This window comes from Bacteroides sp. 1001302B_160321_D4 (assembly GCF_015667765.1).
GTDB classification, from domain to species: Bacteria; Bacteroidota; Bacteroidia; order Bacteroidales; family Bacteroidaceae; genus Bacteroides; species Bacteroides xylanisolvens.
On sequence record NZ_JADPLO010000078.1, the window covers coordinates 1 to 24267 of the forward strand.

At 45.8% G+C, this 24267-nt stretch carries 13 protein-coding genes and 1 pseudogene; 6 read left to right on the plus strand and 8 right to left on the minus strand.

Annotated elements, in window-relative coordinates:
- Nucleotides 1-185: 185 nt before the first annotated feature.
- Nucleotides 186-410, minus strand: coding sequence for a hypothetical protein (locus KFO40_RS22450; RefSeq protein ID WP_211146822.1), 225 nt, complete (start codon nt 408-410; stop codon nt 186-188).
- 283 nt (nt 411-693) lie between these two features.
- Between KFO40_RS22450 and KFO40_RS22455 the strand changes: the two genes are divergently transcribed.
- Both KFO40_RS22455 and KFO40_RS22460 read left to right on the plus strand, forming a co-directional pair.
- Complete coding sequence (locus KFO40_RS22455; protein WP_211146823.1) at nt 694-2886, plus strand: VapE domain-containing protein; 2193 nt, start codon at nt 694-696, stop codon at nt 2884-2886.
- A 189-nt stretch (nt 2887-3075) separates the two neighbouring features.
- Nucleotides 3076-4824 carry an ATP-binding protein gene (locus KFO40_RS22460; RefSeq protein WP_004315799.1) on the plus strand — a complete coding sequence of 583 codons (1749 nt, stop codon included), beginning with the start codon at nt 3076-3078 and terminating at the stop codon, nt 4822-4824.
- 225 nt (nt 4825-5049) lie between these two features.
- Here the strand turns inward: KFO40_RS22460 and KFO40_RS22465 are convergent, their stop codons facing one another.
- Nucleotides 5050-6669 (minus strand): ABC-F family ATP-binding cassette domain-containing protein, encoded by a 1620-nt coding sequence (locus KFO40_RS22465; protein ID WP_004315798.1) that lies wholly within the window; start codon nt 6667-6669, stop codon nt 5050-5052.
- Nucleotides 6670-6999: 330 nt separating this feature from the next.
- Here KFO40_RS22465 and KFO40_RS22470 point away from each other — a divergent pair, with 330 nt between their 5' ends.
- From KFO40_RS22470 to KFO40_RS22480, 3 genes are all read left to right on the plus strand, one after another.
- The gene (locus KFO40_RS22470; RefSeq protein WP_004315797.1) at nt 7000-7581 is read left to right on the plus strand and encodes a nucleotide exchange factor GrpE; all 582 of its coding nucleotides are present in this window, start codon (nt 7000-7002) and stop codon (nt 7579-7581) included.
- A 115-nt stretch (nt 7582-7696) separates the two neighbouring features.
- On the plus strand, nt 7697-8884 hold the full coding sequence (gene dnaJ / locus KFO40_RS22475) for a molecular chaperone DnaJ (protein ID WP_074909866.1): 1188 nt from the start codon (nt 7697-7699) through the stop codon (nt 8882-8884).
- A gap of 315 nt (nt 8885-9199) precedes the next feature.
- Nucleotides 9200-10339 carry a DNA alkylation repair protein gene (locus KFO40_RS22480; protein ID WP_015531287.1) on the plus strand — a complete coding sequence of 380 codons (1140 nt, stop codon included), beginning with the start codon at nt 9200-9202 and terminating at the stop codon, nt 10337-10339.
- 9 nt (nt 10340-10348) lie between these two features.
- Here the strand turns inward: KFO40_RS22480 and KFO40_RS22485 are convergent, their stop codons facing one another.
- The 6 genes from KFO40_RS22485 to KFO40_RS22510 form a co-directional block, all read right to left on the minus strand.
- Nucleotides 10349-12049: a RagB/SusD family nutrient uptake outer membrane protein gene (locus KFO40_RS22485; protein WP_211146824.1), complete on the minus strand. Its 1701-nt coding sequence runs from the start codon at nt 12047-12049 to the stop codon at nt 10349-10351.
- Nucleotides 12049-14793, minus strand: coding sequence for a SusC/RagA family TonB-linked outer membrane protein (locus KFO40_RS22490; RefSeq protein WP_008022044.1), 2745 nt, complete (start codon nt 14791-14793; stop codon nt 12049-12051). The genes KFO40_RS22485 and KFO40_RS22490 overlap by 1 nt, the downstream gene beginning before the upstream one ends.
- 195 nt (nt 14794-14988) lie before the next feature.
- Nucleotides 14989-17064 carry a family 20 glycosylhydrolase gene (locus KFO40_RS22495; protein WP_211146825.1) on the minus strand — a complete coding sequence of 692 codons (2076 nt, stop codon included), beginning with the start codon at nt 17062-17064 and terminating at the stop codon, nt 14989-14991.
- Nucleotides 17064-19388 (minus strand): family 20 glycosylhydrolase, encoded by a 2325-nt coding sequence (locus KFO40_RS22500; protein ID WP_128858666.1) that lies wholly within the window; start codon nt 19386-19388, stop codon nt 17064-17066. The genes KFO40_RS22495 and KFO40_RS22500 overlap by 1 nt, the downstream gene beginning before the upstream one ends.
- Nucleotides 19389-19422: 34 nt before the next feature.
- Entirely contained in the window at nt 19423-22035 is a 2613-nt protein-coding gene (locus KFO40_RS22505; RefSeq protein ID WP_087323409.1) for a beta-mannosidase, read from the minus strand.
- Between the two features lie 290 nt (nt 22036-22325).
- Nucleotides 22326-23957, minus strand: a complete 1632-nt coding sequence (locus KFO40_RS22510) for a sialidase family protein (protein ID WP_211146826.1) — start codon at nt 23955-23957, stop codon at nt 22326-22328.
- Nucleotides 23958-24037: 80 nt separating this feature from the next.
- Here KFO40_RS22510 and KFO40_RS22515 point away from each other — a divergent pair.
- A pseudogene (locus KFO40_RS22515) lies at nt 24038-24267 on the plus strand (MFS transporter); the annotation flags it as partial.

Genomic DNA, 24267 nt, shown 5'->3' on the forward strand with positions numbered 1-24267 from the left:
ACAAATTTATCTGCCACGCTTGGTATTATTAAGATAAATTTTCCACTCTCTTATCTTGCGACTGCAAACTTAGAGCTTTTTCCATCAAATAAAATATATAAAGAGAATAAAAAGTATAAGTAAACGATAGAAACAAAATAAAACGTACCTTTGCGTCTTTTTAGACCAACATTTTTTAACACTAATCAAATAACACTTAAAATCATGAGAAAAAAGACATTTTTTCCGAAGGCTTCGTTTACCAGAACAAACAGGCTGTAACACTCGAAAAGGGAGAATTTCCCCAAGTATCCCAGTTTATCACGCAAATGCTTGGCACTGTCAACAACCTGTATACCAACAGAATAGAAGTAAGTCCAGGCGACCGCAAGAAGTATCTCCTTCCCTTTGTCCATCTCTGTTATGACCATGACTCTGTTTTTAACATTAAAAGCCCCAAATACTTTGCAGAGTTGTTGTTTATGACTGTTGATTTCAAGAAATCGGATGATTCGGACGAATCATTAAGCGTGGAAGAGATTGATTGCGAGATACAAAGAATGAAAAGAACGCTTCTTGAGGATTAACACGGAAGAAGCGACTGTTAAAAAACTGCTTTTTGAGTACCAAAAGCAGTTTTTTTATTCTACATGAAAAGCCGTCCTTTGCAGTGTGTTAATATTGACACGACTTACATTCATATCAATAATTAAAATGGAAAATATCTCAATAACGACATACAGGGGATTATCACTCGTATCAGGAAGTATCAGTATCCGGCAAATGTTCGAATTTATCCGGGGAGATGTCTATCGCGACAGAATCCGAAGACTCCGGGAAGCAATGGATGCAGGAGAAACGGTGAAAGCAGACCACATGAAGAAGCAACTGCCCTACTGCACCATCACGGCTACTTACGCCAAGGAAAGGCTGGCTTACAGTCTGGACAAGTATCAGGACATCATCACGCTCGACTGTGACGATATGCCGGCAGAAAAGATCCCGGAATTCCGCCAACTAGTGAACGATTGCCCCGACACGCTAGGCAGCTTCGTCAGCCCCCGGATGCACGGGCTGAAGATCTTCGTCTACCCCACCAGCAATGAAGCGGAAGCCTTACGCACCGAACTGAACGCATTGGGAACCGTAGACTTCCTCACCCTCGAACGCTACCACCACCGCATATACGCCCTGGCAAGCAGCCAATATGAAAAGCTGCTCAATACCAAAGTGGACACCAGCGGAAGCGACCCGGGACGCGGATTCTTCGTGTCGCACGATCCGGACGCCTTCCTCTCTACCGAACGACTGGAAAACATAAAACCGCTGACCGTAAAAGTGACACTGCCCACTGAAGAAGAATGTAAAAACAAGAAACGCAAGAATCCGGGAAAACGATCCCCGCTCCTCCCCGTGCAGGAGAATGTGTCGCCCATCGACCTGCAAGTGCAACTCGACTTCCGCAAGGCGCTGGAGTACACCAAACGCAAAGAACGTCTCGAGATAGGCAACCGGGACAATTTCTTCTATTGTCTCGGCAATCAGTGTTACCACCGCCATATCACGGAAGAGGAAGCCGTCAGTCTGGCACACAGTCATTTCGGCGACCTACCCGACTTCGACCTCGAACTGCCCTTGCACAATGCCTACCAATACACCTCAAAGACCGATCAGGCGGAAGAAGAAAGCCAACAACCGAGAATATGCCAGGTCATCAAATTTATGGACGAACACTACGAAATCAGGAGAAACGTGGTGAAAGAGCAAATCGAGTTCCGGAAAATAATACCTGATCTCCCTAAAACAGAGCAGCCGCCTTTCAGTACACTGCGCACAAAGGATGTCAACACATTCTATATCAACGCACAGATGAAGAAGATATACAGTTCGCAAGCTAATTTGAAAGCACTGGTAGACTCGGACTATGCAAAGCCGTTCAACCCGTTTATCCATTATTTCACCTCACTCCAGACATGGGACGGGAAAACAGACCACATCGGCCAACTGACAAAAACAGTGAAAGCGGCAGACCAGGCCTTTTTTGAAGACAGCTTCCGCCGCTGGCTGGTGGGAATGGTGGCATGTGCCATCAACGACGAAGCGCAAAACCACCAGTTGATGCTGCTCCACGGCGCACAGGGAAAAGGCAAGAGTACTTTTGTTCGCCATCTCCTCCCACCGGAGCTGAAGGATTATTATCGCAACGGCATGATTAGTCCCGACAACAAAGACCATCTCCTGCAAATGTCGTCCTGCCTGCTCATCAATCTGGATGAGTTTGATACGCTCTCTCCCGCACGCATGCAGGAGCTGAAAAGTCTCATCACGCAAGATGTGATGAACGAACGGAAGGTTTACGACATCCAGAATTACACGTTCATCCGCCGCGCATCATTCATCGCCAGCACCAACAACCCGCACTGTCTACCGGACATCGGCGAGAACAGGCGCATCCTGTTCAATACGTTGCTGGAAATAGATTATCACACGCCTGTCAACCATCAGGGGATATATGCACAAGCATACGCACTCTACCGGCAGGGGTTTCAATATTGGTATGAGAACCAGGAGATTACGTTTCTCAACAACCGCAATGAGGCGTTCCGCCAAAAAGATCCGTTAGAGGAGAATCTTTTCTTCTATTTCCGGCCAGCCAGACCGAACGATATTCAGGCGCAATGGTATCCTGCCTCCTACCTGCTGTCGGTATTGAGCATGAACGGGCGCACACAAGCCAACGCACAGATGAAACAAATGCTGGTCACGGTATTGGAAAACAACCATTTCCACTCACGGAAGACCTCCAACAATATCACGGAATATTGGGTGGTGGAGTATTCGGCCGAAGAGCGCAAAGAAAATTCAATACGCCCGCAGCTTCCGGTGCAGACGGGGTTGGAGTTGTAGTTTTCCCGCGAAATGGCAGTTTTCACACGGATAGTCGTTTTTCCACAAAATAGCTTTTTCCTCCAAATAGTCGTTTTTGCACGAAATAACAGATAAACGGATAAATTAGTGGCATTAAACGTGTCACTTTCATCCGTTTTTCCGTATATTTGCTCGATATGAATGATGAATAAAGAAAGGAATCGCAATATGATGAAGCAAATACCATACGGATTGACGGATTTCGGCCGCATCCAAAAAGAAAACTATTATTATGTAGATAAGACGATGTTTATCGAAAAGATAGAAATGCAACCGTCTTATCTGTTCCTGATCCGTCCCCGGCGCTTCGGGAAAAGTCTGACGCTGGCGATGCTGGAGGCTTATTATGACGTTCGGTATGCCGACCAGTTCGACGAATTGTTCGGCCATCTGTATATCGGGCAGCATCCTACGCCGATACATAACCAGTTTCTCATCATGAGATTCAATTTCTCGGAGGTGAGCTCGAATATCAATGAGGTGGAGGAATCTTTCCGGTTGCATTGTTGCGGGAAACTAAGACATTTTCTGCAAAAGTACGAACATATTTTGGGAAAGGAAATCTGGAACGTGCTGAACGAAGAAACGCTCGAAGAACCGGGAGCACTGCTATCCGCCATCAATTCGTATGCCACCCTCAAGGGAGACATCAAAATCTATCTCCTGATTGATGAATACGATAATTTCACGAATACCATTCTTTCTACTTACGGCACGGACTTATATCGAAAAGCGACGCATGGCGAAGGGTATATCCGCAGGTTTTTCAATGTAATCAAAGCCGCCACGACGGGAATGGGTTCTGCCGTCAACCGTTTGTTCATCACAGGAGTAAGCCCGGTGACGATGGACGACGTGACAAGCGGATTCAACATCGGAACGAATATCACCACCGACCCGTGGTTTAACGACCTTGTAGGTTTCAGCGAGAAGGAATTGCGCGAGATGCTGACGTATTATAAGGAACAAGGCGCTCTCCCGATGTCGGTAGACGATGCAGTGACAATGATGAAGCCTAACTATGACAATTATTGCTTCAGTAAAAATAAATTAGCAGATTGTATGTTCAACTCGGACATGGTGCTCTACTGCATGAAGTCATTGATATTGCACGGAGTAAAACCGGACGAGATTGTAGATCCCAATATCCGTACGGACTTTAACAAGCTTGCCTACCTTGTCCGTCTCGACCATGGACTGGGCGAAAACTTCTCCGTCATCAAGGAGATTGCGGAGCAAGGCGAGATAGTGACTGAAATAGTCACCCATTTCTCTGCACTGGAAATGACGGACGTGGGCAACTTCAAATCTCTGCTGTTCTATTTCGGACTGCTTTCTATCAAAGGGGTGGATATGATGGGGCGTCCCCTCCTGCACATTCCCAATCTGGTGGTTCGCGAACAGCTATTCAATTTCCTGATTCAGGGATATGCCCGTCATGACATCTTCAAGCTCGACGTGAACCGTCTGCGCACTCTGTTTGAAAATATGTCCTTCAAAGGAGACTGGAAACCGTTGTTCGAATTTCTAGCAGAGGCCATTCGGGAGCAGAGCCGGATAAGGGAGTACATAGAAGGGGAAGCTCATATCAAAGGATTCCTCCTCGCCTATCTAAGTATGTTCCGCTATTATCAACTATATCCGGAATATGAGATGAATAAGGGTTTTGCCGATTTCTTCTTTAAGCCCAGTCCGGCGGCACCTGTATCTCCACCGTACACGTATCTATTGGAGGTGAAGTATGCGAAAGCAGGAGCGTCGGAGAAAGAGATACGCGCACTTGCCGATGATGCACGGGAACAGTTGATTCGCTATAGCAAGGATGAATGTGTGGCAGAAGCTCGTGAGAAAGGGGGATTGAAACTGGCAACGATCGTATGGCGCAGTTGGGAATTGGTGCTGATGGAAGAGGTATAATAAAGTACTTGTCACATCACAAACACCGATTTAGGTATGCACTCACCTCCACATCTGATATTGGGCTAAATAAATAATCTCATCAGAACAGGTGAATGGAATCCTATCTATAAAAATCAAGCGCGGATTACACGAATTGCACGATTTCTTTAAAATCAGAAACGTGTTATCCGTGTAATTCGCGCCTAAGTTTTATACGATGGCTACGACGTCCAAGACGGGGAATTACTTATCCCCGTACATCTTCGCTCTCAATTCCTTGATGTGATCGGACGTGATATATTCGTCATACTCCATCATCTTGTCGATGATACCGTTCGGTGTCAGTTCGATGATGCGGTTGGCAACCGTCTGGATAAACTCGTGGTCATGAGAAGAGAAAAGGATGTTTCCCCTGTACGTCTTCAGGTTGTTGTTGAATGCCTGGATAGATTCCAAATCCAAATGGTTGGTCGGAGTGTCCAGAATCAGACAGTTTGCATTGCGGAGCTGCATACGGGCAATCATACAACGCATCTTCTCACCTCCGGAGAGTACGCTTACTTTCTTCAACACCTCTTCGCCGGAGAAAAGCATACGGCCGAGGAAACCTTTCATATACACTTCGTTTCCTTCGCCAAACTGGCTCAACCAGTCCACCAGGTTGAGGTCGGTATTGAAGAAATCGGTATTATCCAGCGGCAGGTAAGCAGTGGTGATGGTTACCCCCCAGTTGAAGGTACCGGCATCCGGCTTCATGTTTCCGTTGATGATTTCGAAGAACGCAGTCATCGCACGCGGGTTGCGCGACAGGAATACCACTTTGTCACCTTTCTCTACGTTGAAATTGACGTCGTTGAAAAGCACTACGCCTTCTTCCGTCTTCTTGCTCAATCCGGAAACTTCCAGAATCTGGTTGCCCGGCTCGCGTTCGGGAGTGAAGATAATGCCCGGATACTTACGTGAAGAAGGTTTGATTTCTTCTACGTTCAGTTTCTCCAACATCTTCTTACGGCTCGTGGTCTGCTTGCTCTTCGCTACGTTGGCGCTGAAACGGCGGATAAATTCTTCCAACTCTTTCTTCTTCTCTTCAGCCTTCGCCTTCTGGTTCTGCTGCTGACGGAGAGCCAACTGGCTGGATTCGTACCAGAAACTATAGTTACCGGCAAACATATTGATTTTTCCGTAGTCGATGTCTACGGTGTGCGTACATACAGAATCGAGGAAGTGACGGTCGTGGCTCACTACCAATACGGTATGCTCGAAGTTGGAGAGATACTCTTCCAACCAAGTCACTGTCTCCATATCCAAGTCATTGGTAGGCTCATCGAGCAAGAGGTTGTCCGGATTTCCGTACAATGCCTGCGCCAGCATGACACGCACTTTTTCCTTACCGCTCAACTCACCCATCAATACATAATGCTTATCTTCTTTCACGCCCAGTCCGCTCAACAGCATGGCTGCGTCGCTTTCCGCATTCCATCCGTCCAACTCGGCAAATTTCTCTTCCAACTCGGATACTTTCAGTCCGTCTTCATCTGTGAAATCTTCTTTCGCATACAATTCTTCGCGTTGCTTCATGATGTCCCACAACACAGTATGCCCCATCATCACAGTATCCATAACGGTATAAGAGTCCCACTTAAAGTGGTCCTGGCTCAACACCGAAAGGCGTTCGCCCGGTCCGAGCGCAATGGTACCCGTTGTCGGGTCCAAATCTCCGTAAATCGTACGAAGGAAGGTAGATTTTCCCGCACCGTTAGCACCAATAATACCATAACAATTACCACTCGTAAACTTCAAGTTTACGTCATTAAACAACACTCTTTTACCAAACTGTACCGAAACGTTCGAAACTGTAATCATCTTCTTTATTTACTATTTTACTAGTTACTATTTTACTATTTTGCTAGCTACTATTTTACTATTTCGTTAGTTACTATTTTAGTATTAACTATTTTAGCGTGCAAAGTTAGACATTTAAAATGAATTATGAGCTATCTGATATGTGCCAATCTGACATAAAAGCGTTACCTTTGCTGCGTTTTTTGGCAAAACAGCCAACTTGGCAAAGTTTTTGCAGACAAAATCAATGACATCCGGTCAGCCCGGTATGTTTATTGGCGTTATTCTACCAAGTAAGATAACGTGTGTGTTAAATAGTAAATAGTAACTAGTAAAATAGTAAATACCAAGATGGATCCGAAAGAAAAAAAAGTGAAGGAAGAAGAACTGAACGTTGAGGAAACTCAAAACCATGCGGAAGAACAACCGCAAAACGAACAAGCGGAGGACGCCACTCCCCTGACTCATGAAGAAGAGTTGGAAAAAGAACTGGAAAAGGCCCAAGAGGAGATTGAAGAGCAGAAGGATAAATACCTGCGCTTGTCTGCCGAATTTGACAACTACCGGAAACGCACCATGAAGGAAAAGGCCGAACTGATTCTGAACGGTGGCGAAAAGAGCCTTAGCAGCATTCTTCCGGTGGTGGACGACTTCGAACGTGCCATCAAAACAATGGAAACGGCAACAGATGTCAATGCCGTAAAAGAAGGAGTAGAACTGATTTACAATAAATTTATGGCTGTCCTGGCACAAAACGGTGTGAAAGTCATCGAAACAAAAGACCAACCACTGGACACTGATTACCATGAAGCCATCGCGGTAATCCCCGCACCGTCGGAAGCACAGAAAGGTAAGATTCTGGACTGTGTGCAAACGGGATATACACTGAACGACAAAGTGCTCCGCCACGCTAAAGTGGTAGTAGGAGAATGAGGAGATTTATGAATTATGATTTATGATTTATGGCTGCGCTATTGGTCTGCAGAGTAAATCATAAATCAGAATTCATAAATCATAAATCTTTTCAATCATAAATCAATAAATGGGCATGGCAGAAAAAAGAGACTATTACGAAATATTGGAGGTGACGAAGACAGCCACAGTAGAAGAAATAAAGAAAGCATACCGTAAGAAAGCAATTCAGTATCACCCCGACAAGAATCCGGGCGACAAGGAGGCTGAAGAGAAATTTAAGGAGGCGGCCGAGGCATACGACGTGTTGAGCAATCCGGAGAAGCGTTCGCGTTACGATCAGTTCGGTCATGCGGGAGTGAGCGGTGCGGCAGGCAATGGCGGTCCGTTCGGTGGTTTCGGTGGCGAGGGAATGTCGATGGATGACATCTTCTCTATGTTTGGCGACATCTTTGGTGGCCGCGGCGGCGGTTTCGGGGGAGGCTTCGGAGGATTCAGCGGATTTGGCGGCGGTGGCGGTTCACAGCAACGCCGGTATCGCGGCAGTGACCTCCGTGTGAAAGTGAAGCTGACGTTGAAGGAAATCTCTACCGGAGTAGAAAAGAAATTTAAACTCAAAAAATATGTGCCGTGCGACCAGTGTCATGGCACGGGTGCCGAGGGTGACGGCGGATCGGAGACTTGTCCTACTTGTAAGGGTAGCGGCTCGGTGATCCGTAACCAGCAGACCATTCTGGGCACGATGCAGACTCGCGTCACTTGTTCTACGTGTGGCGGCGAGGGAAAGATTATCAAGAATAAATGTAAGAAGTGTGGTGGCGACGGAATCATTTACGGTGAGGAAGTAGTATCGGTGAATATCCCTGCCGGAGTGGCAGAGGGGATGCAGCTCTCTATGGGCGGCAAAGGAAATGCCGGCAAGCACAACGGTGTGGCAGGCGACTTATTGATCCTCGTTGAGGAAGAACCGCATCAGGACTTGATTCGCGACGAAAATGATTTGATTTATAATCTGTTGCTTAGTTTCCCGACGGCTGCACTGGGCGGTGCTGTGGAAATTCCGACAATCGACGGCAAAGTGAAAGTGAAGATTGATTCGGGTACTCAACCGGGCAAGGTGCTTCGTTTGCGTGGCAAGGGATTGCCGAATGTAAATGGGTACGGTACGGGAGATTTGCTCGTCAATATCAGTATCTATGTGCCGGAAGCTCTCAACAAGGAGGAAAAGAACACGCTCGAAAAGATGGAAGCTTCGGACAATTTCAAACCTAACACGTCGGTAAAAGAGAAGATTTTCAAGAAATTCAAGAGTTTCTTCGATTAATCTTTTTACTATCATATTATCATATATAAGGTATAAGTGGGCTGCAATCTTTTTTGTGGCCCACTTTTTTTATGATATTCTCTAAATAGCCCCCCCTCTCGCACAATCTTTTCATATAGTTTACCTAAATAAGGCGCAATATAGGGCTATCCTAAAAAAAATGGCATATATTTGTATAACAAACAAATAGATCGGCATAAAATAATTATCAACACTTTAAAATTCAAATTATAAAAAACGAATTTATCAAAGAAACATTATTTAGTCGTTCCATAAAAAAACAATAACTGTTTAACTAAACTATATATTTAAAGAATGGCAGAACCTTTTAAAAACATGTTTAACGAGCAATTTTTCGATCTGTTTACGAAAGATTTGAAACTTGTTATCGACGATTTTGATGCTTGCGAGTTTGTATCTCAAGTGATGGACGATGAATGGGAAGGCAGGGAACTTAAACAACGCTGCATGCACATCACAACGGTGCTAAGAAAGTTTTTACCGGCAGATTACAAAGAGGCGATCGCTAAGATACTTGAATTGTTGGATCATATAAAAAAGACACGGCCTGATTTCTCGGTGATAGACGACACGAAGTTTGGTTTGACTTTAGAGTATGGGGGGATTCTGGATAATTATGTCGAACAATATGGACTGGACGATTACGAAACTTCTGTCAAGGCGATAGAGAAAATCACGCAGTTCACAAGTTGCGAGTTTGTGGCTCATTCTTTTATTATCAAATATCCGGATCAGATGATGAAACAGATGTTGGTTTGGTCGAAACACGAACATTGGGGAGTCAGGCGGCTTGCGTCAGAAGGCTGTCGTCCGCGTCTTCCCTGGGCGATGGCGTTGCCGAACCTGAAAGAGAATCCTGCGCCTATCATTCCTATTCTGGAAAATCTAAAAAATGATCCGGCAAGATTTGTGCGATTGAGCGTTGCCAATAATTTGAATGATATTGCGAAAGATAATCCCGAAATCGTTATTGATTTAGTGAAGAAATGGAAGGGAGAATCGAAAGAGGTGGATTGGATTATTAAACACGGTTGCCGGACGCTCTTAAAACAAGGCAATCCGGAAGTGATGGAGTTGTTTGGCTTCAACTCTACTATCAGCAATATCTGTGTGGAGGATTTCCAAATTTCAAGCCCGGAAGTGAAAGTCGGGGATTCGTTGGAGGTTAGTTTTAAACTGTTGAACAAGAACGATCAAACAACCAAGATACGACTCGAATATGGAATCTATTACCAAAAAGCAAATGGAACGTTGACGAAGAAAGTGCATAAAATCAGCGAGAAAGAATATGTCAGGAACTCAACCACGCGAATCACCCGAAAACATTCTTTCCGGGTGGTTACAACGAGGAAGCTCCATCTCGGACTTCATCAAATTGCTATGATTATCAACGGGAATGAATTTGAAAAATATAGTTTTGAGTTGATTGAATAATAACTGCTGTTAATACCCCGGATTCTGCTTCAACTTCGTATTCATCACCCGTATTTTCTCCGGTATAGGGAACACGGTAGTATATCCGTTTCCCTCATCCGGCAATTGCGGACGGCTACTGTAAGCTCTTGTAAACTTCCCGAAGCGAACCAAATCTTGACGTCTCCAACCTTCCCAAGCCAGTTCCAGTTGGCGTTCGGCAAGGATATTCTCTAAAGTGGCAGTGCGAAAGGAGGCATTGACGCGGCTACGGACTTCATTCAGTTCTTCATCTCCACTGGCTCCATTGCGCACTTTCGCTTCACTCTTCATCAACAGAGCATCCGCGTAGCGGAACAATACAATATCATTCTCCATCAACTTACCGTCTTTTGTGGCAGTCGGGTCAACTTCGTACTTCTTCATACGGGCTCCTGCTGTTTGTTCATACGGGGTATCTGTAATATCCAGAGCTACTTTCCAGGGCAGATACTCCAATACGGTGCCATCATCCAGCTTGATGATGTTTCCTTTCAGGTCGCGCACTACTCCCGCAAAATAGCAAATATCAAAGCGGGGATCTTGTTCGGCTGTTTCATAACCGAAGGTTTGGAGGGCTTCAATAGTTGCACTGGGGCCGTTCTCACCGCTTAGGCCGTACGCCTTGGCATGGTTGTAGTGGCGGGAGCGGAATAGATATTGCATTTGATTGGTGTACAAGGTTTTATTCATCGGAATGGTAAAAATATTCTCTATCGATGATTCATTAAAAATGGAGAAATTGGTTTCGTATTTTGGTTCCAATTCATTGTAGCCCATCGCCTTTAGCTGGTCACAGTAGTAGATGACTGTTTCCCACGCATTGAGTTCGTTGCCGTTCACTGTAAACTTTATGTTTTTTCCGTCCGGACGTTGTCCGTCTGTCCAATCATTATCCGTATAGACTTCGGAATTCAGAGCCAGTTTAGCCAATAGGAAAGTGACTACCGGACGGGTGATACGGCCATAATAAGGACCGGACTGGTTACTGTGCGCATCGCTCAACAGAGGAGCCGCTTCCTGCAATTCCTTGAATACAAACTCAAAAACCGTTTTCCGTTCACTCTGGACAACATCTTTCATTGCCACTGAAGAGGATTGAACCAACGGGATGCGTCCGAACAAATCCATCAGATAATAATAATACATGGCTCGCATGGCCTGCACTTCCGCCCGGTATGCCGGAAGTACAGCATCGGAATGGGTTTCGGCAAACTTGTCTATCCGTTCGAGCGATTTGTTGCTTAGCATGACGACTTTGTAAAGATATTCCCATGTAGCTTGGATAGCGTCATTCTCTACTCCCCAATCGTGCAGGTAAAGTCCTTGCCAAAAGCCGCCATCGTACCAGTCGCCTCCACGGGTGGGGATAATGGCTTCGTCGGAAGTGAAAGTGTTCAGGTCGTAGACTCCCCTACCCGTTCCCTGCAATCCCTGACTGTCGCTATAACCGCCTATGTAAGTATAAAGTGAAGCTACCGCATTGAGATATACTTCCGAGATCGTATTGTAGACATCCTCTTCCGGTAGTTTGTCTTTCGGATTTTCCTGTAAGAACTTATCACAGGAAAATAAGGTCAGACTCGTCACCAGAAGAAATAATAATATTCTTGAAGGGTAGATTATTTGCTTTGAGATCTGCAAAAACTGATTTCTATTTTTCATATATCGTTTCATCCTCTCCTCCTCCATTAAAAGTTAATACTCAATCCTAAGGTGTACGTCCGTGCCAACGGATACCCCCGTTTATCGTCCACGCCCAACGTTGAGTTCACCGTGGAACTGTTAATCATGGGCGAAAGTCCCGAATAACCGGAGATGGTTGCCAGATTGTTGACAGTAAATGCTAAGCGCAGGGAACGGACGTATTTCTTTAGTTTCTGCACCTTCTCAATCGGCACGTTCCAGCCCAGCGTCACATAGTCGAAGTTGACGTAATCTCCCTTTTCCAGCCAATAGTCGGTGGCAGTCTGATCCTTGATGTTCTGTTGCGGAGCTTTCTTCATTACATTGTAGTCGGGGAAGATATTCATGTTCATATAGGTCAGGGAAGTTCCGTTGTAGATTTTATGTCCGAAAGCTCCGTTTATCTGCAAAGACAGGTCGAAACGCTTGTAACGGAAACTGATGTTAGATCCCAGAATCGTTTTGGGTACGGCTTGTCCTGCCACGTAGCGGTCTTCACCATCTTCCAGACTGACGCCTCCGCCATTCAGGTCGGCAATGCCATAGGTATATCCACCGTTTCCGTCGGACTCCAGTCCGGTGCTGTGAGGGAGATAGAACACGCCCAACGGTTGCCCCACCATCTGATAAACGATGTGGTTGTAGCCGCCGTGGAAGCCGGCTCCATCAAGGCTGGCAAGACTTTTATATTCGGAAGCGGAAAGCATTTCGCCGTTATACATACCGCTCAATGAAAGCAGTTTGTTGCGCTGAAAGGTGATGTTGGCATTGATATTCAGTTCCATGTCCTTCGTTTTCAAAGGGGTGATACCGATGGCGATTTCCGTACCCCAGTTGCGCATGGAGCCGATATTGGCAAGCAAGGTGTTATAGGTGAAAGGGGGCACGCTTACGTTGTAAAGGTAAAGCATATCCGTGGTGCGGGAGTTGTAATAGTTGGCGGAAAGCAACAGGCGGTTGCCGAATAAAGCGATGTCGAAACCGGTATTAAAGGTATGTTTCACTTCCCATTTCAGATCGGGATTCGTATTCCGGAGATCTCCCAAAGATACAATGGCGGAGTTTCCGACGGGGACGACACCGTTCGGCTTGACAAGATTCAGTGTTGTGTATGAGTCAATCCCGCTTTGGTTACCTGCCAGACCGTAACCGATACGGAATTTCAGATTGTCTATCACGGGGAATTGCTTCATAAATTCTTCTTCACTAATCACCCATGCCGCGGATGCAGAGGGGAAAAAGCCCCATTTATGGTTGGCTCCGAATTTGGAGGAAGCATCTGTACGGGCGTTCAACGTCAGTACGTAGCGGTCGGCGTATGTATAATTGAAGCGTCCCATGAAAGATGCCAGGCGCGGTTGCTCGTAGTAGGAATTAGTGCCTTCCCACAAACGGAGCGCTCCTGCCTGAAGGTTATTATACCCGAACTTATCGGTGCTGAAATTGCTGACTGTGGTATAATAGCCGGTATAAGTCTCTTTCTGAAGTTCGGCAAGTGCGAGTACGTCAAAGAAATGCTTTTTCCAGTTTTTCTTATAGGTCAGCATCATGTTTCCCAATAAAGATTCGCGCTTTTTGGTTCCTTTGTATGCCTGACCGTTCGCCCAGACGGAAGTGGGGAGGTATTGCGAATTTTCTACGATATTGTAAGTGTAGGCACCGAACAGGCTTAGTTTCAGTCCTTCCATCAGATTGAAAGTGAGACGGGCGTGCGTACTGATGTGCGAAGTGGCATCATCGTCCTGCACTTCCATCCATGCCAATGGATTGGTGATTTGGCTGGCGGTTGTTATTCCGTCCCACGAATTGGTGACGGGATCTTTATGATTGGGATAGGTAGGATTGAACGTAGCTGCCGAATAGAACGTTTTCTGATAATCTACCAGGTTATGGTTCTTCTGAATGGAGCCGAACATTCCCAGTTCGCAGTTCAGGAAGCCGTCGAACATTTTCTGATTCATGTTCATATTTGAAGTGAAGTTCTTCATGTCTTCATTCAGAATCACTCCCTGACGATCCATAAAACCGAGGGAAACACGATAACTGGACTCACTGGAACCGCCATAAAAGGCGATGTGATGATTCTGTTGCAGTCCTGTCTGCTCAATCTCTTTCTGGAAATCGGTATTGTTCCCTTTGTCCAGAATGGAAATGCCTCGTTCCGATGCTACACGACGGAATTCATCACCGGACAGCATTTTCAAATTCTTGTAGACGGTGGAAATCCCGAAGCTACCGTTGTAAGCTACTTGTGTCCTGCCGCTCATCCCTTTTTTGGTGGTGACTTCTATCACACCGGATGCACCTCGCGAGCCGTACTGTGCGGTTTCGGAAGCGTCTTTCAGAATGGTAAAACTCTCAATATCCGTAGGGTAAATGGAGGTAAGCATACTCAAGTCGCCAAATACTCCGTCGACGATAATCAAAGGGTCGTTGCCGCTGGTCAGTGAGGTAGTTCCCCGCAGGCGCACCGCATCCAGAGCCGCCGGTCCGTTGGAGCCCCGTTGGATGGTCAATCCCGGCACACGTCCACGGATTGCTTCCAAAGGGTTCGTTATCTGGTCTTTGTTCATCTGTGTCTCCGTGATTTTCTCTACGGAGCCGGACAGGGTTTTCAAACTTCCGGTGGCATATCCTACGGTAATCAATGAGTCTATGGGCGCGACGGGAATCTTCTGTGCCAACGTGCCCTCGCACGGGATTACCAGAAGAAGAAGGCTGTAGAAAATGAGTCTAGCGTGTTGTACCATATTCTTAGTTTTTAAGGTAATAATACAAATATAACAAAAAAAGAGGGAATCTGGTTGAGTAGATTCCCTCTTTTATTTAAATGATATTGACAGGTTGAAATCAACAAGTCCGGATGATACGTATTACACGGTTGCTTTAGGCCGGAATAATCCTAAAAAAGCGCATCGTACGTATTATCCTTATGCCTTCAATATTTATTTCACAATAATCTCATCCGTAAATATCCAGCCTCCGAATTCACTTCCGGCCTGTGCCTGATAGCGTACGTATCTTCCTTTGGCTTCGCCCTGCCATGAAATATCCGTAAAGCGGATGGGTGTTTCTTTGCTCACTTCAAAGTGTTGTTTGCGCAACTCGGTGAAATGGGTTCCGTCATCGGAAATGGAAATCACCACAGTCTCCGGCAGGAATACTTCCGCACCTACCACCTGCATAAAGGCGGCAGTGACGGAATGGATGGAGGTTTCTTTTTCCATATCAATCGTCACATCGAGGCGGTTGTCCGAGATGAATCCTTGCCACGAGCCATCACCATAGGTCCAATCGCCACGTATGCCGTCCGTCAGAGCGGTGTTTCCCTGTGCCGGATAATGGGAGCTGTAAGGTGAATTATAAATCACCTTTTTACCCAATGCCAAATGGCTGACCGGTTGAAGCGACTCGGGACGGCTGCCGATTTCTTTTTTCAAATCGAAAGGATGGTATCCTTTTGCCTGCAAATCGGCCACTGCCGACAATGCACGGGTATGGAAATCCGGCCATGACTTACGTTCCGGAGCCGACCAGGCTGTTTCCGCCAATGCCAGGATTCGGGGGTAAATCATATACTCCACGTGTTCGGGAGTGGGAATGTATTCCACCCATAGGTTGCCCTGCACACCATAAACCAATTCTGCCTGTTCCGCAGTTAAAGAAGCGGGAACGGGATTGTAAGAATATACTTTCTTCAACGGCAGGTATCCACCGATGGCTTCCGGCTGCGAATATGGGGCATCCTGATAACTGTCCAGATAGCAGTAGGCACCCGGCGTCATGATGGCACGATGGCCGGAGGTTACGGCAGCGATGCCCCCCTCTTCTCCACGCCATGACATGACGGTTGCGTTGGGGGCAATGCCTCCTTGCAGAATCTCGTCCCATCCCAGCAAATGACGTCCATGATTGTTCAGGAACTTCTCAATGCGGTGTATCAGGTAGCTTTGCAGCTCGTCTACATTGGCAAGATGCTCGTCTTTCATTCTCTTCTGACATTTCGGGCAGGTCTTCCAAGCCGACTTGCCGGCCTCATCGCCACCGATATGAATGTATTCGGAAGGGAAAAGTTCCATGACTTCCGTCAACACATTTTCCAGAAACGTGAAGGTTTCTTCATTGCCGACACAGAAATCGGAGTTCTTGTAAGGTTCGCCCGAACAGGATAACTTCGGGTAGGCTGCCAGCACTTCTTCCGAATGGGAGGGCATCTCAATCTCGGGAATCACCGTGATATAATGCTGACGGGCATATTCCAAGATTTCACGAATATCATCCTGGGTGTAATAACCGCCGTAAGCTCCGGGAGCATCGAAACGGACATATTTACGTCCGCCGTTCCACCATTGCTTCCAGGTGGGATCTGTACGCCAGGCTGCAAATTCGGTCAGCAAAGGGTATTTCTTGATTTCTAGCCGCCAGCCTGCCGCATCGGTCAGATGCAGGTGCAGACGGTTGATTTTGTAATACGCCAGTGCGTCTATCTGTTTCTTTATAAACTCTTTGGTAGAAAAGTGGCGGGACACATCCAGCATCAATCCCCGATAAGCGAAACGGGGAGTGTCTTCTATCTCGACAGAGGCTATGGAATAGCTGCCTGCCCCCGAAGGTTGTGCCAACTGCAACAGGGTTTGCATACCATAGAATAATCCGGCTCCCGAAGTGGCGCGTATCAGGATTTGTTGCGGAGTAACGGAAAGGGTATAGCTTTCCGGCGATGGCAACTGGTGGTTCTTGGGGGTTATCAATAAGAGAAGCATCTGTTTCCTGTCTTTCTTTCTCGCTTCCTTTAATTGAACGGGTAATGCCTTCAGGTATTTCTCCCAGAGCTTCGCTTCTCCACCTTGTAGGTTTGTATAAAGTCTTGTCTTTTCTGACAGTAAAAAAGAGCCCGTCCCCTTCTCCATTTTTAATGGGACAGGTATGACGGACTGTGCCAGAATGGGATGTGCATGAAAGCACATCCCCAGTATACATAAGAAAAGACAAACTTTAGTGTATTCTTTTCTTATATTCATTAATCAATTTTGATTTCGTCTACAAATAAAAATGCGTTTTTGCCTTTTCCACCATGCCATTCCGGAAGCGTTTTCTCCGGTGAAGCAATGACTCTCACGTATTGGGTAGTCACAGGAGCAAATGTAAGTTGATGGTCAACAACTCCGTCTTTGTCTGTTTCTTTCATTGCCGGATATTCTTCGGAAGCAATCTTTTTGAAGGTCTTTCCGTCATCTGAAACTTCTACGGACAGGTTTCTGGCGTCAAACACCCAGTCGCCCTTTGCAATATTGACAGAGATGGCCACACTCGAAATTTCAGTGGGTTGCTGAAGGTCGATCGTCATGTCCATGTCGTTTCCGTTGAAGGCGATCCAACGGCCTGACCGGTAACTGCTATTTCCTTTCAAACCATCGTTTAACGTGGAAGCTCCTTTGAAGAGGTATTGTTCATTGATAGGTTGATTGGCTACAATCGGCTTCATGCTGGATTTGCTGAAGTCAATCTTCTCTGTCAATGTCTGGCTCTCGCCGGTAGGACGAATGGCTTTGGCGGACAGAGTGGCATTTTCTTTAATTTTCAACACTCCTTCGTAAACGGGAGAAGCAGTAGTGGGTTCTGTGCCGTCCAAAGTGTAGTGAACAGGGGCATTGTCGATAGTAGACAAAGTAACGTCCATCGTTCCTTCTGCCGGATTCGGTTCAAACTCGGCTTGTACGCCGAACGCGTGTTTAGCGTAGTTGTATCCTTCGGCATCATACCACTTAATCAGTTGAGGGAGACGAGACAAGAAGTCGGCATAGTTTTTCTTTTCAGGGCTGGACCACTGAATTTCACACAATGCAGCCCAACGAGGCAATACCATGTACTGCGCGTGAGGGAAAGTAGCGATGTATTCTGTCCAGAGGTTGGCTTGCACACCCTTGATATATTTCTGTTCTTCCGGAGTCAGAGAAGCTGGCATCGGTTCGTAGCTGTACACTCTTTCCAACGGCAGGTAACCACCGATACCAAATGGTTCGTTATCTACGTCTTTAGCTTGGTAATAGTCGAAATACAGGTATGTGTTCGGTGTCATGATGACATCGTGTTTCTGTTTCGCTGCTTCGATACCGCCCTTTTCACCACGCCATGACATAACAGTAGCGTTCGGAGCAAGTCCGCCTTCGAGGATTTCGTCCCAACCGATGATCTGACGTCCGTGGTCGTTGAGGAATTTTTCGATATGATTGATAACAAAGCTCTGCAAACGTTCTTCTTTGCTATGTTTATCATCCGACTTCAAGCCCAGCGCCTTGATACGTGCCTGGCATTTCGGGCATTTTTCCCATCTTACTTTCGGACATTCGTCACCACCGACATGGATATATTCTGAAGGGAAGATTTCAATCAGTTCGCTATATACATCTTCGAGGAATTTCAAGACTTGATCGTTTCCGGCACAAAGCACATCTTCAGATACTCCCCATTGTCTCCATACTTCGTACGGGCCACCGGTACATCCCAATTCGGGATAAGCGGCAAGGGCAGCTTGCATGTGTCCCGGAAGATCGATTTCGGGAATAACTGTGATATAACGTTCGGCAGCATAAGCTACTATTTCTTTCGCCTGCTCCTGGGTATAGAAGCCACCGTAAGGTTTGCCGTCGTATTCACCGGAGTTACGTCCGATGACTGTTTCTGTTCTCTTGGAACCTATTTCTGTCAGCTTCGGATATTTCTTGATTTCCAGACGCCAACCTTGGTCTTCGGTAATATGCCAGTGAAAACGATTCATATTGTGTAAAGCCATCATATCAATATAAGTTTTCACTTCATCTACTGTAAAGAAATGACGGCTGGTATCGAAGTGTGCACCACGATAGCCAAAGCGGGGAGCGTCATTGATTTCTACAGCGGGCATGGAAATGTCTGCGCCGACAGCCACAGGCAATGATTTGCGCAGGGACTGGATACCATAGAATACGCCGGCCTCGGTAGGACTGGCAATCGTGATTCCGTCACCGGTTACTTTCAACTGATAGGATTCCGGATTTTCGTTTGCCGTGCCCAATGTCAGTACGATTGCATTCTTACCTTCCGTTCCGGCCTCGATAGCGAAATCTTTTCCGGTAGCGGTTTTCAGATAGTCGGCTAGAAATTGTGCGTTGCGCTGCATCTTCTCGTTTCCTTCCGGATAGAGGATTTTCACACCGCTCTTCAGAATGAAGGGATTTCCTTGAGCTGTTACAATTTCTTGTGGCATGGGGATGATCTGGTAGTTGGCTTCCTGTTGCGCCGATTGGCAAGAGGCAAAAAGTCCTGCTAGTGCCAGACATCCGGTTAACTTTAAGAGTTGTTTCATAAACTAAAAAATTAAGTGTTAAGTTATTAATAAATTAATTATAGGTTTCACGAATATGTTTGATTGTCAAATGGATCTCCTCTCCTTTCTTTATTTGGGGAGAAGTGATAACAACTGTCTTACGCTCTCCGGGAAGGAGGTCGAAAAAGTTGTCACTGAAACGGGCTCCCTGCAAAGTGATTTCAATAAAGACGTCTTTGGCAAGACAGGGAGAAAGCAGGGTCAATTCGCACACGCCGTCTTTCTGTTTTATCTTGCAGGAAACGGTTGTCTTGGGCAGAAGCAGGTCTTTCGTCTTTCTAAAGAAGTAGACTGTTTCGGCTACCGTATGCCCGGACTTGTCTTTCAAGGTCAGTTGCATGAAGCAATGGCGCAGGTCATCCGCAAGCGGGCGCTTTGCAGGAAAAAACAAAGTGGTAAGCGAAGTGCGATATACACATTGGGAAGTGTTGGCCGGAAGAGTCAAAGAAGGAAGGACAACCGTTCTTCCGGCTTTCTTTCCTGCAAAATTCGTCAGTCTCATTTCCAGCGTCAGTTTCTCCCGGGTGTCAAGATGATCGGAAAGCAGGTAAACACACAGGTTGTCACCTTCCAGCAAAGGGTTGATATGAACGGGGGCAAATGCACGCTTTGCCTGATAATGCAAGGCTTTCCAGTTACCGTAGTAATCAATACCCGACCATGACACTACCGGCCAACTGTCATTCAATTGCCAATATAATGTACCCATACAATAGGGACGGTTGCGGCGGTGCGCTTCCAGACCGTGACGTATGCCATGTCCCTGCAATACTAGTCCGACATAGACAAAGTCTTCAAATTTTTCGGGAATGATATAGTCACGTTCCATATAGGTGCGAATCAGGGCATTGCCGATGCTGCTTTTCTGATGGGCATTCATCACCTCCGATTCGATTTGATAATCTTCAGGAGCCGCAAAGGTGGCAATAGTCTTCATCTCCGGGAAGGACTGGAAACCGAATTCGCTCATGAAACGAGGAAGATCTGTATCTAGTGATTCGAAAGTTTTTTGTCCATACCATACTCCCCAGTTGTGGCTGTCTCCTATCCCCCATGATTCGGGGCGTCCCCAATTGGCTAAATACGGGGAGCTGTGTATATAAAAACGGTCGGCATCCAGCTCTTTTACCTTGGTAGGAAGGAGTTGGTGGAACAGTTTGTCATAGCCTTGGAACATTTCCTGATAGATTTCCGGCGTGAATTTCTTGTCGAATCCCCAATATTTCAAGGCTTCCAGTATTTCATTATTGCCACACCACATCGCCAGGGAAGCATGATTGCGAAGACGGCGAATGTTGTAGCAGGCTTCTGCTTCTACTCTTTTCAGGAAGGTTGGATCGGACGGATAGGGAGTGCAGGCAAACATAAAGTCCTGCCATATCAGTATTCCGTTTTCATCTGCCAGGTCATAGAAACGGTCGTCTTCGTAGGTTCCGCCTCCCCACACACGAATGACATTCATGTTGGCTTCTTTGATGTCCCTAAATAAGGTTTGGTAGCGTTCGGTAGTGACGTTAGTCAATAGGGCATCCTGGGGAATATAGTTGGCTCCTTTAGCAAACATCGGAACGCCGTTTACTTCAAAATAGAAGGATTCTCCGTCCTGATCTTTTTCATTGACGAGGCGAACGGTACGCAGTCCTATCCGGTGGGATTGTTGAGCTACGACTTTATCTTCTACGATTATTTGAGCAGAGAAATCATACAAGGCGGGCTTTCCCCAGCCATTCGGCATCCAACGTACCGGCGACAGCACTTCGGAAGGAATAGATATATGATTGATTCCGGGCTGTAGGGTGATTGCCTGGCTAATGCCTTTTTCTGTGTTTCCTTCGAAGGAGGTATTGATTCTCACCTCTGCTTGAAGTGCTTGAGGGAGGATATTATTTATTTCCAATTCGTTGGATAGTTTTGCCAGTTGGTCGGTCAGCGAGAGTTGCTTTACGTGGTAGTCGCTGATAGAGGCTGCGTCGTAATAACGGATGGTTACCGGACGCCAGATACCACTAGTCACCATGCGGATTCCCCAGTCCCAGCCATAACTGTAAGGGGCTTTACGGGAGAATACGCTTACATGTTTTTCGTGATGGTCGTTGTCTGCCGGATAGTTGAATCCGTTAGAGTTATATTGAGGCATTGTCTGCCGGATGGGTGAATGAAAATAGATGTGAAGAAGGTTTTCTCCGAGACGGAGTTGTGACTTGACGGGTATCGTATAGCCGACGAACATGTTATCGGCTTTCAACAACAGTGCTCCGTTGAGGTATACATCGGCGTATGTATCAAGACCTTCAAAGACTAATTGGGCGTCGTCCCGTTTCAGTTGCTCGGGGGTAACTGTAAAAGCAGTCCGGTACTCCCAGTCTTCATTTTCCACCCACTGAATCTTCTGTTCATTGATACCGTAAAAAGGATCGGGAATTTGTTTATGATAGATAAGATCCTGATGAACGGTGCCGGGAACCTGTGCCGGTCGCCATAGCTCCGTGCCTGCCTGGGAAAATTCCCAACCTGCATTTAAAACCACAACTTCGGAATTGTCATTGCTCTGCGCATATGCCATACTGCAACAGCATAGTAGTCCACATGCTATTTGAGTCTTTTTTCCGATTAAATTAATCATCATAGTGGGGGCATTAGATATTAACGGTTTCAAAGATATTACTTTTTCAGCAAATTTCACTGATAATTTAACAAAATATGTTGTTTTAGCGTGAGCTGTCCAGAAAGCCACAATTAAATCGCCTAAAATTTCAGCTTATAATTAGTTAAATAAAGAGTAGTATTCTGTCCTCAAATGTATGCTAAAATGGCGTTTTTTTTATTATAACGATATTCTTTTTCATTATAGCTAAATCTTTCTACCTATAAATCGTAAGCATAGATTTAAATCTTCGGACTTTCGGGACAGACTCTTTATTCCTTTATTATATCTGTCAATTTTATCGCTTGAAAGGTTATATGTGCGACGCTACTCTCATATAGTATACCAATTGTCTCTTTATCAATAATTGTCAGACAACTATACCCCCATCCTTCTGCCTCGTCGAGCATTAATTGATGTTCCGGCAACCAGGTAAGTCCTTTGTCCAGACTTGCTTTTATTGTTATATGATTACGTCCTTTGGTCGTATTCGGGTTCGAAAACAGCAGGATATCTTTATTTAATATGTTGTCTTTGGCATCTACATGAATCAGACTAGCCATGCATACCGGTTCCTGAAGTGCTTGGCGGGAAGATGGGTGTTCTGTCCATGTTTCTCCCAAATCTTTCGTTATGGCAATAGCCCGGCTTCCTCCTCTATTATCACGCATATTCAGCATCAATACTCCCGGTTCTATTTCCGCCACTTGCGCTTCCGTTGTATTGGTTCGTGCCATATTGTGCATTTTCCATGTTTTCCCCCGGTCTTTACTATACATGATTCCTGCATTCGGAACACGGGTAGAGTCTATAAATTGCGTTGGAAATACCAATGTGCCATCACTCATCGTTATTCCACGTCCGGGACCTTGAAGCAGGAAGTACCAGGAAGGATCTTTCACCTGCTCTGTTATATTGATAGGCTTCGACCAGGTTTTACCATCGTCTGTGCTTTTAGCCAATACTAACTGTGCCGTATGATTCAGATCCATTCCCGGATGGGAACTCCACCAGGCGCGTTGATTACCCATACCATGTGTCCATGCGGCAACCACCCAGACGGTATTCGTCTTAGTATCTACTAAAATAGAAGGGTCTCCTACCCCATTCTGTGCTTTAGGCAGACCACCATACTCGCCAAATGAAAGCGGAAGACGCATCTTCTCCCAATTCTTTCCTCCATCGATGCTACGGCTCAAACCCACGTCAACATATTCCTGTAAATCGACACTACTGTTGTATCGAACATCATACACGCCTAATAAGGTTCCTTTATTGGTAGTCACCAACCCGGGAATACGGAAAGAAGCAGAACCGTCATCACCGGCATGACGAACTCCAACTGCCATCCGGTGAACAATATTCTTTGGAGAAATAGATTTACAACATAGTTCTTTCCCATCTACTTTAACGGCACACAATTCAGAGAGTATCTTAGTCTGCAAAGAGGCATCTTTTTTCATCTGCAAACTAATCCAAAAATAGTTTACACCCGGAAATAAATTGTAATTACCTTTTAATACAACTTTTTCTGATGATCCCACCTCTGCACATTTGATCGAATAGGAAGGAATAGCCGCCAATGTCCCACCCGGACGGTGGCTGGATATGTACTCTACTGGAGCAAAGCGATTTTTGTCTTTGTCCTGCAACGCCTCTGTTCCTCCATAATAGAGTTTGATTGCCTGAATATCAGTCAGATTCGTACTTTTACTAAAATCTAAAATGATTTCATCGAGCTTCTTACTTTCTTTTGCATCCAAACGAAGATAGAACAGAACATTGTCTTGCCGCTCTATCAAAACCGGGATTTGTGTTTCATGGATAAATACTGTGTCTGAAGCTTTTACGTCAAAAGAATATCCTAAGAGGATAAGGAAAAGTAAATAATAAATTCTTCTCATAATGGGGGTATTAGTTAGTTTAACGCGATAAAGATAAAACTTTTCTACCATAATATTACTATGCAAACAGTAAACTTTGATTTTACCAAGTTCTGGTAGGACTAGTCAATACTTTGACCACGGTTCTGGCTCTTGTCATTATTGATAAGGTGGGCCGCAAGAAGCTGGTTTATTACGGAGTTTCGGGTATGGTTGTTTCTCTGATTCTCATCGGCCTGTACTTCCTCTTCGGAGATTCCCTGGGAGTATCCAGCCTCTTCCTGCTCATTTTCTTCCTGTTCTATGTATTCTGCTGTGCCGTATCCATCTG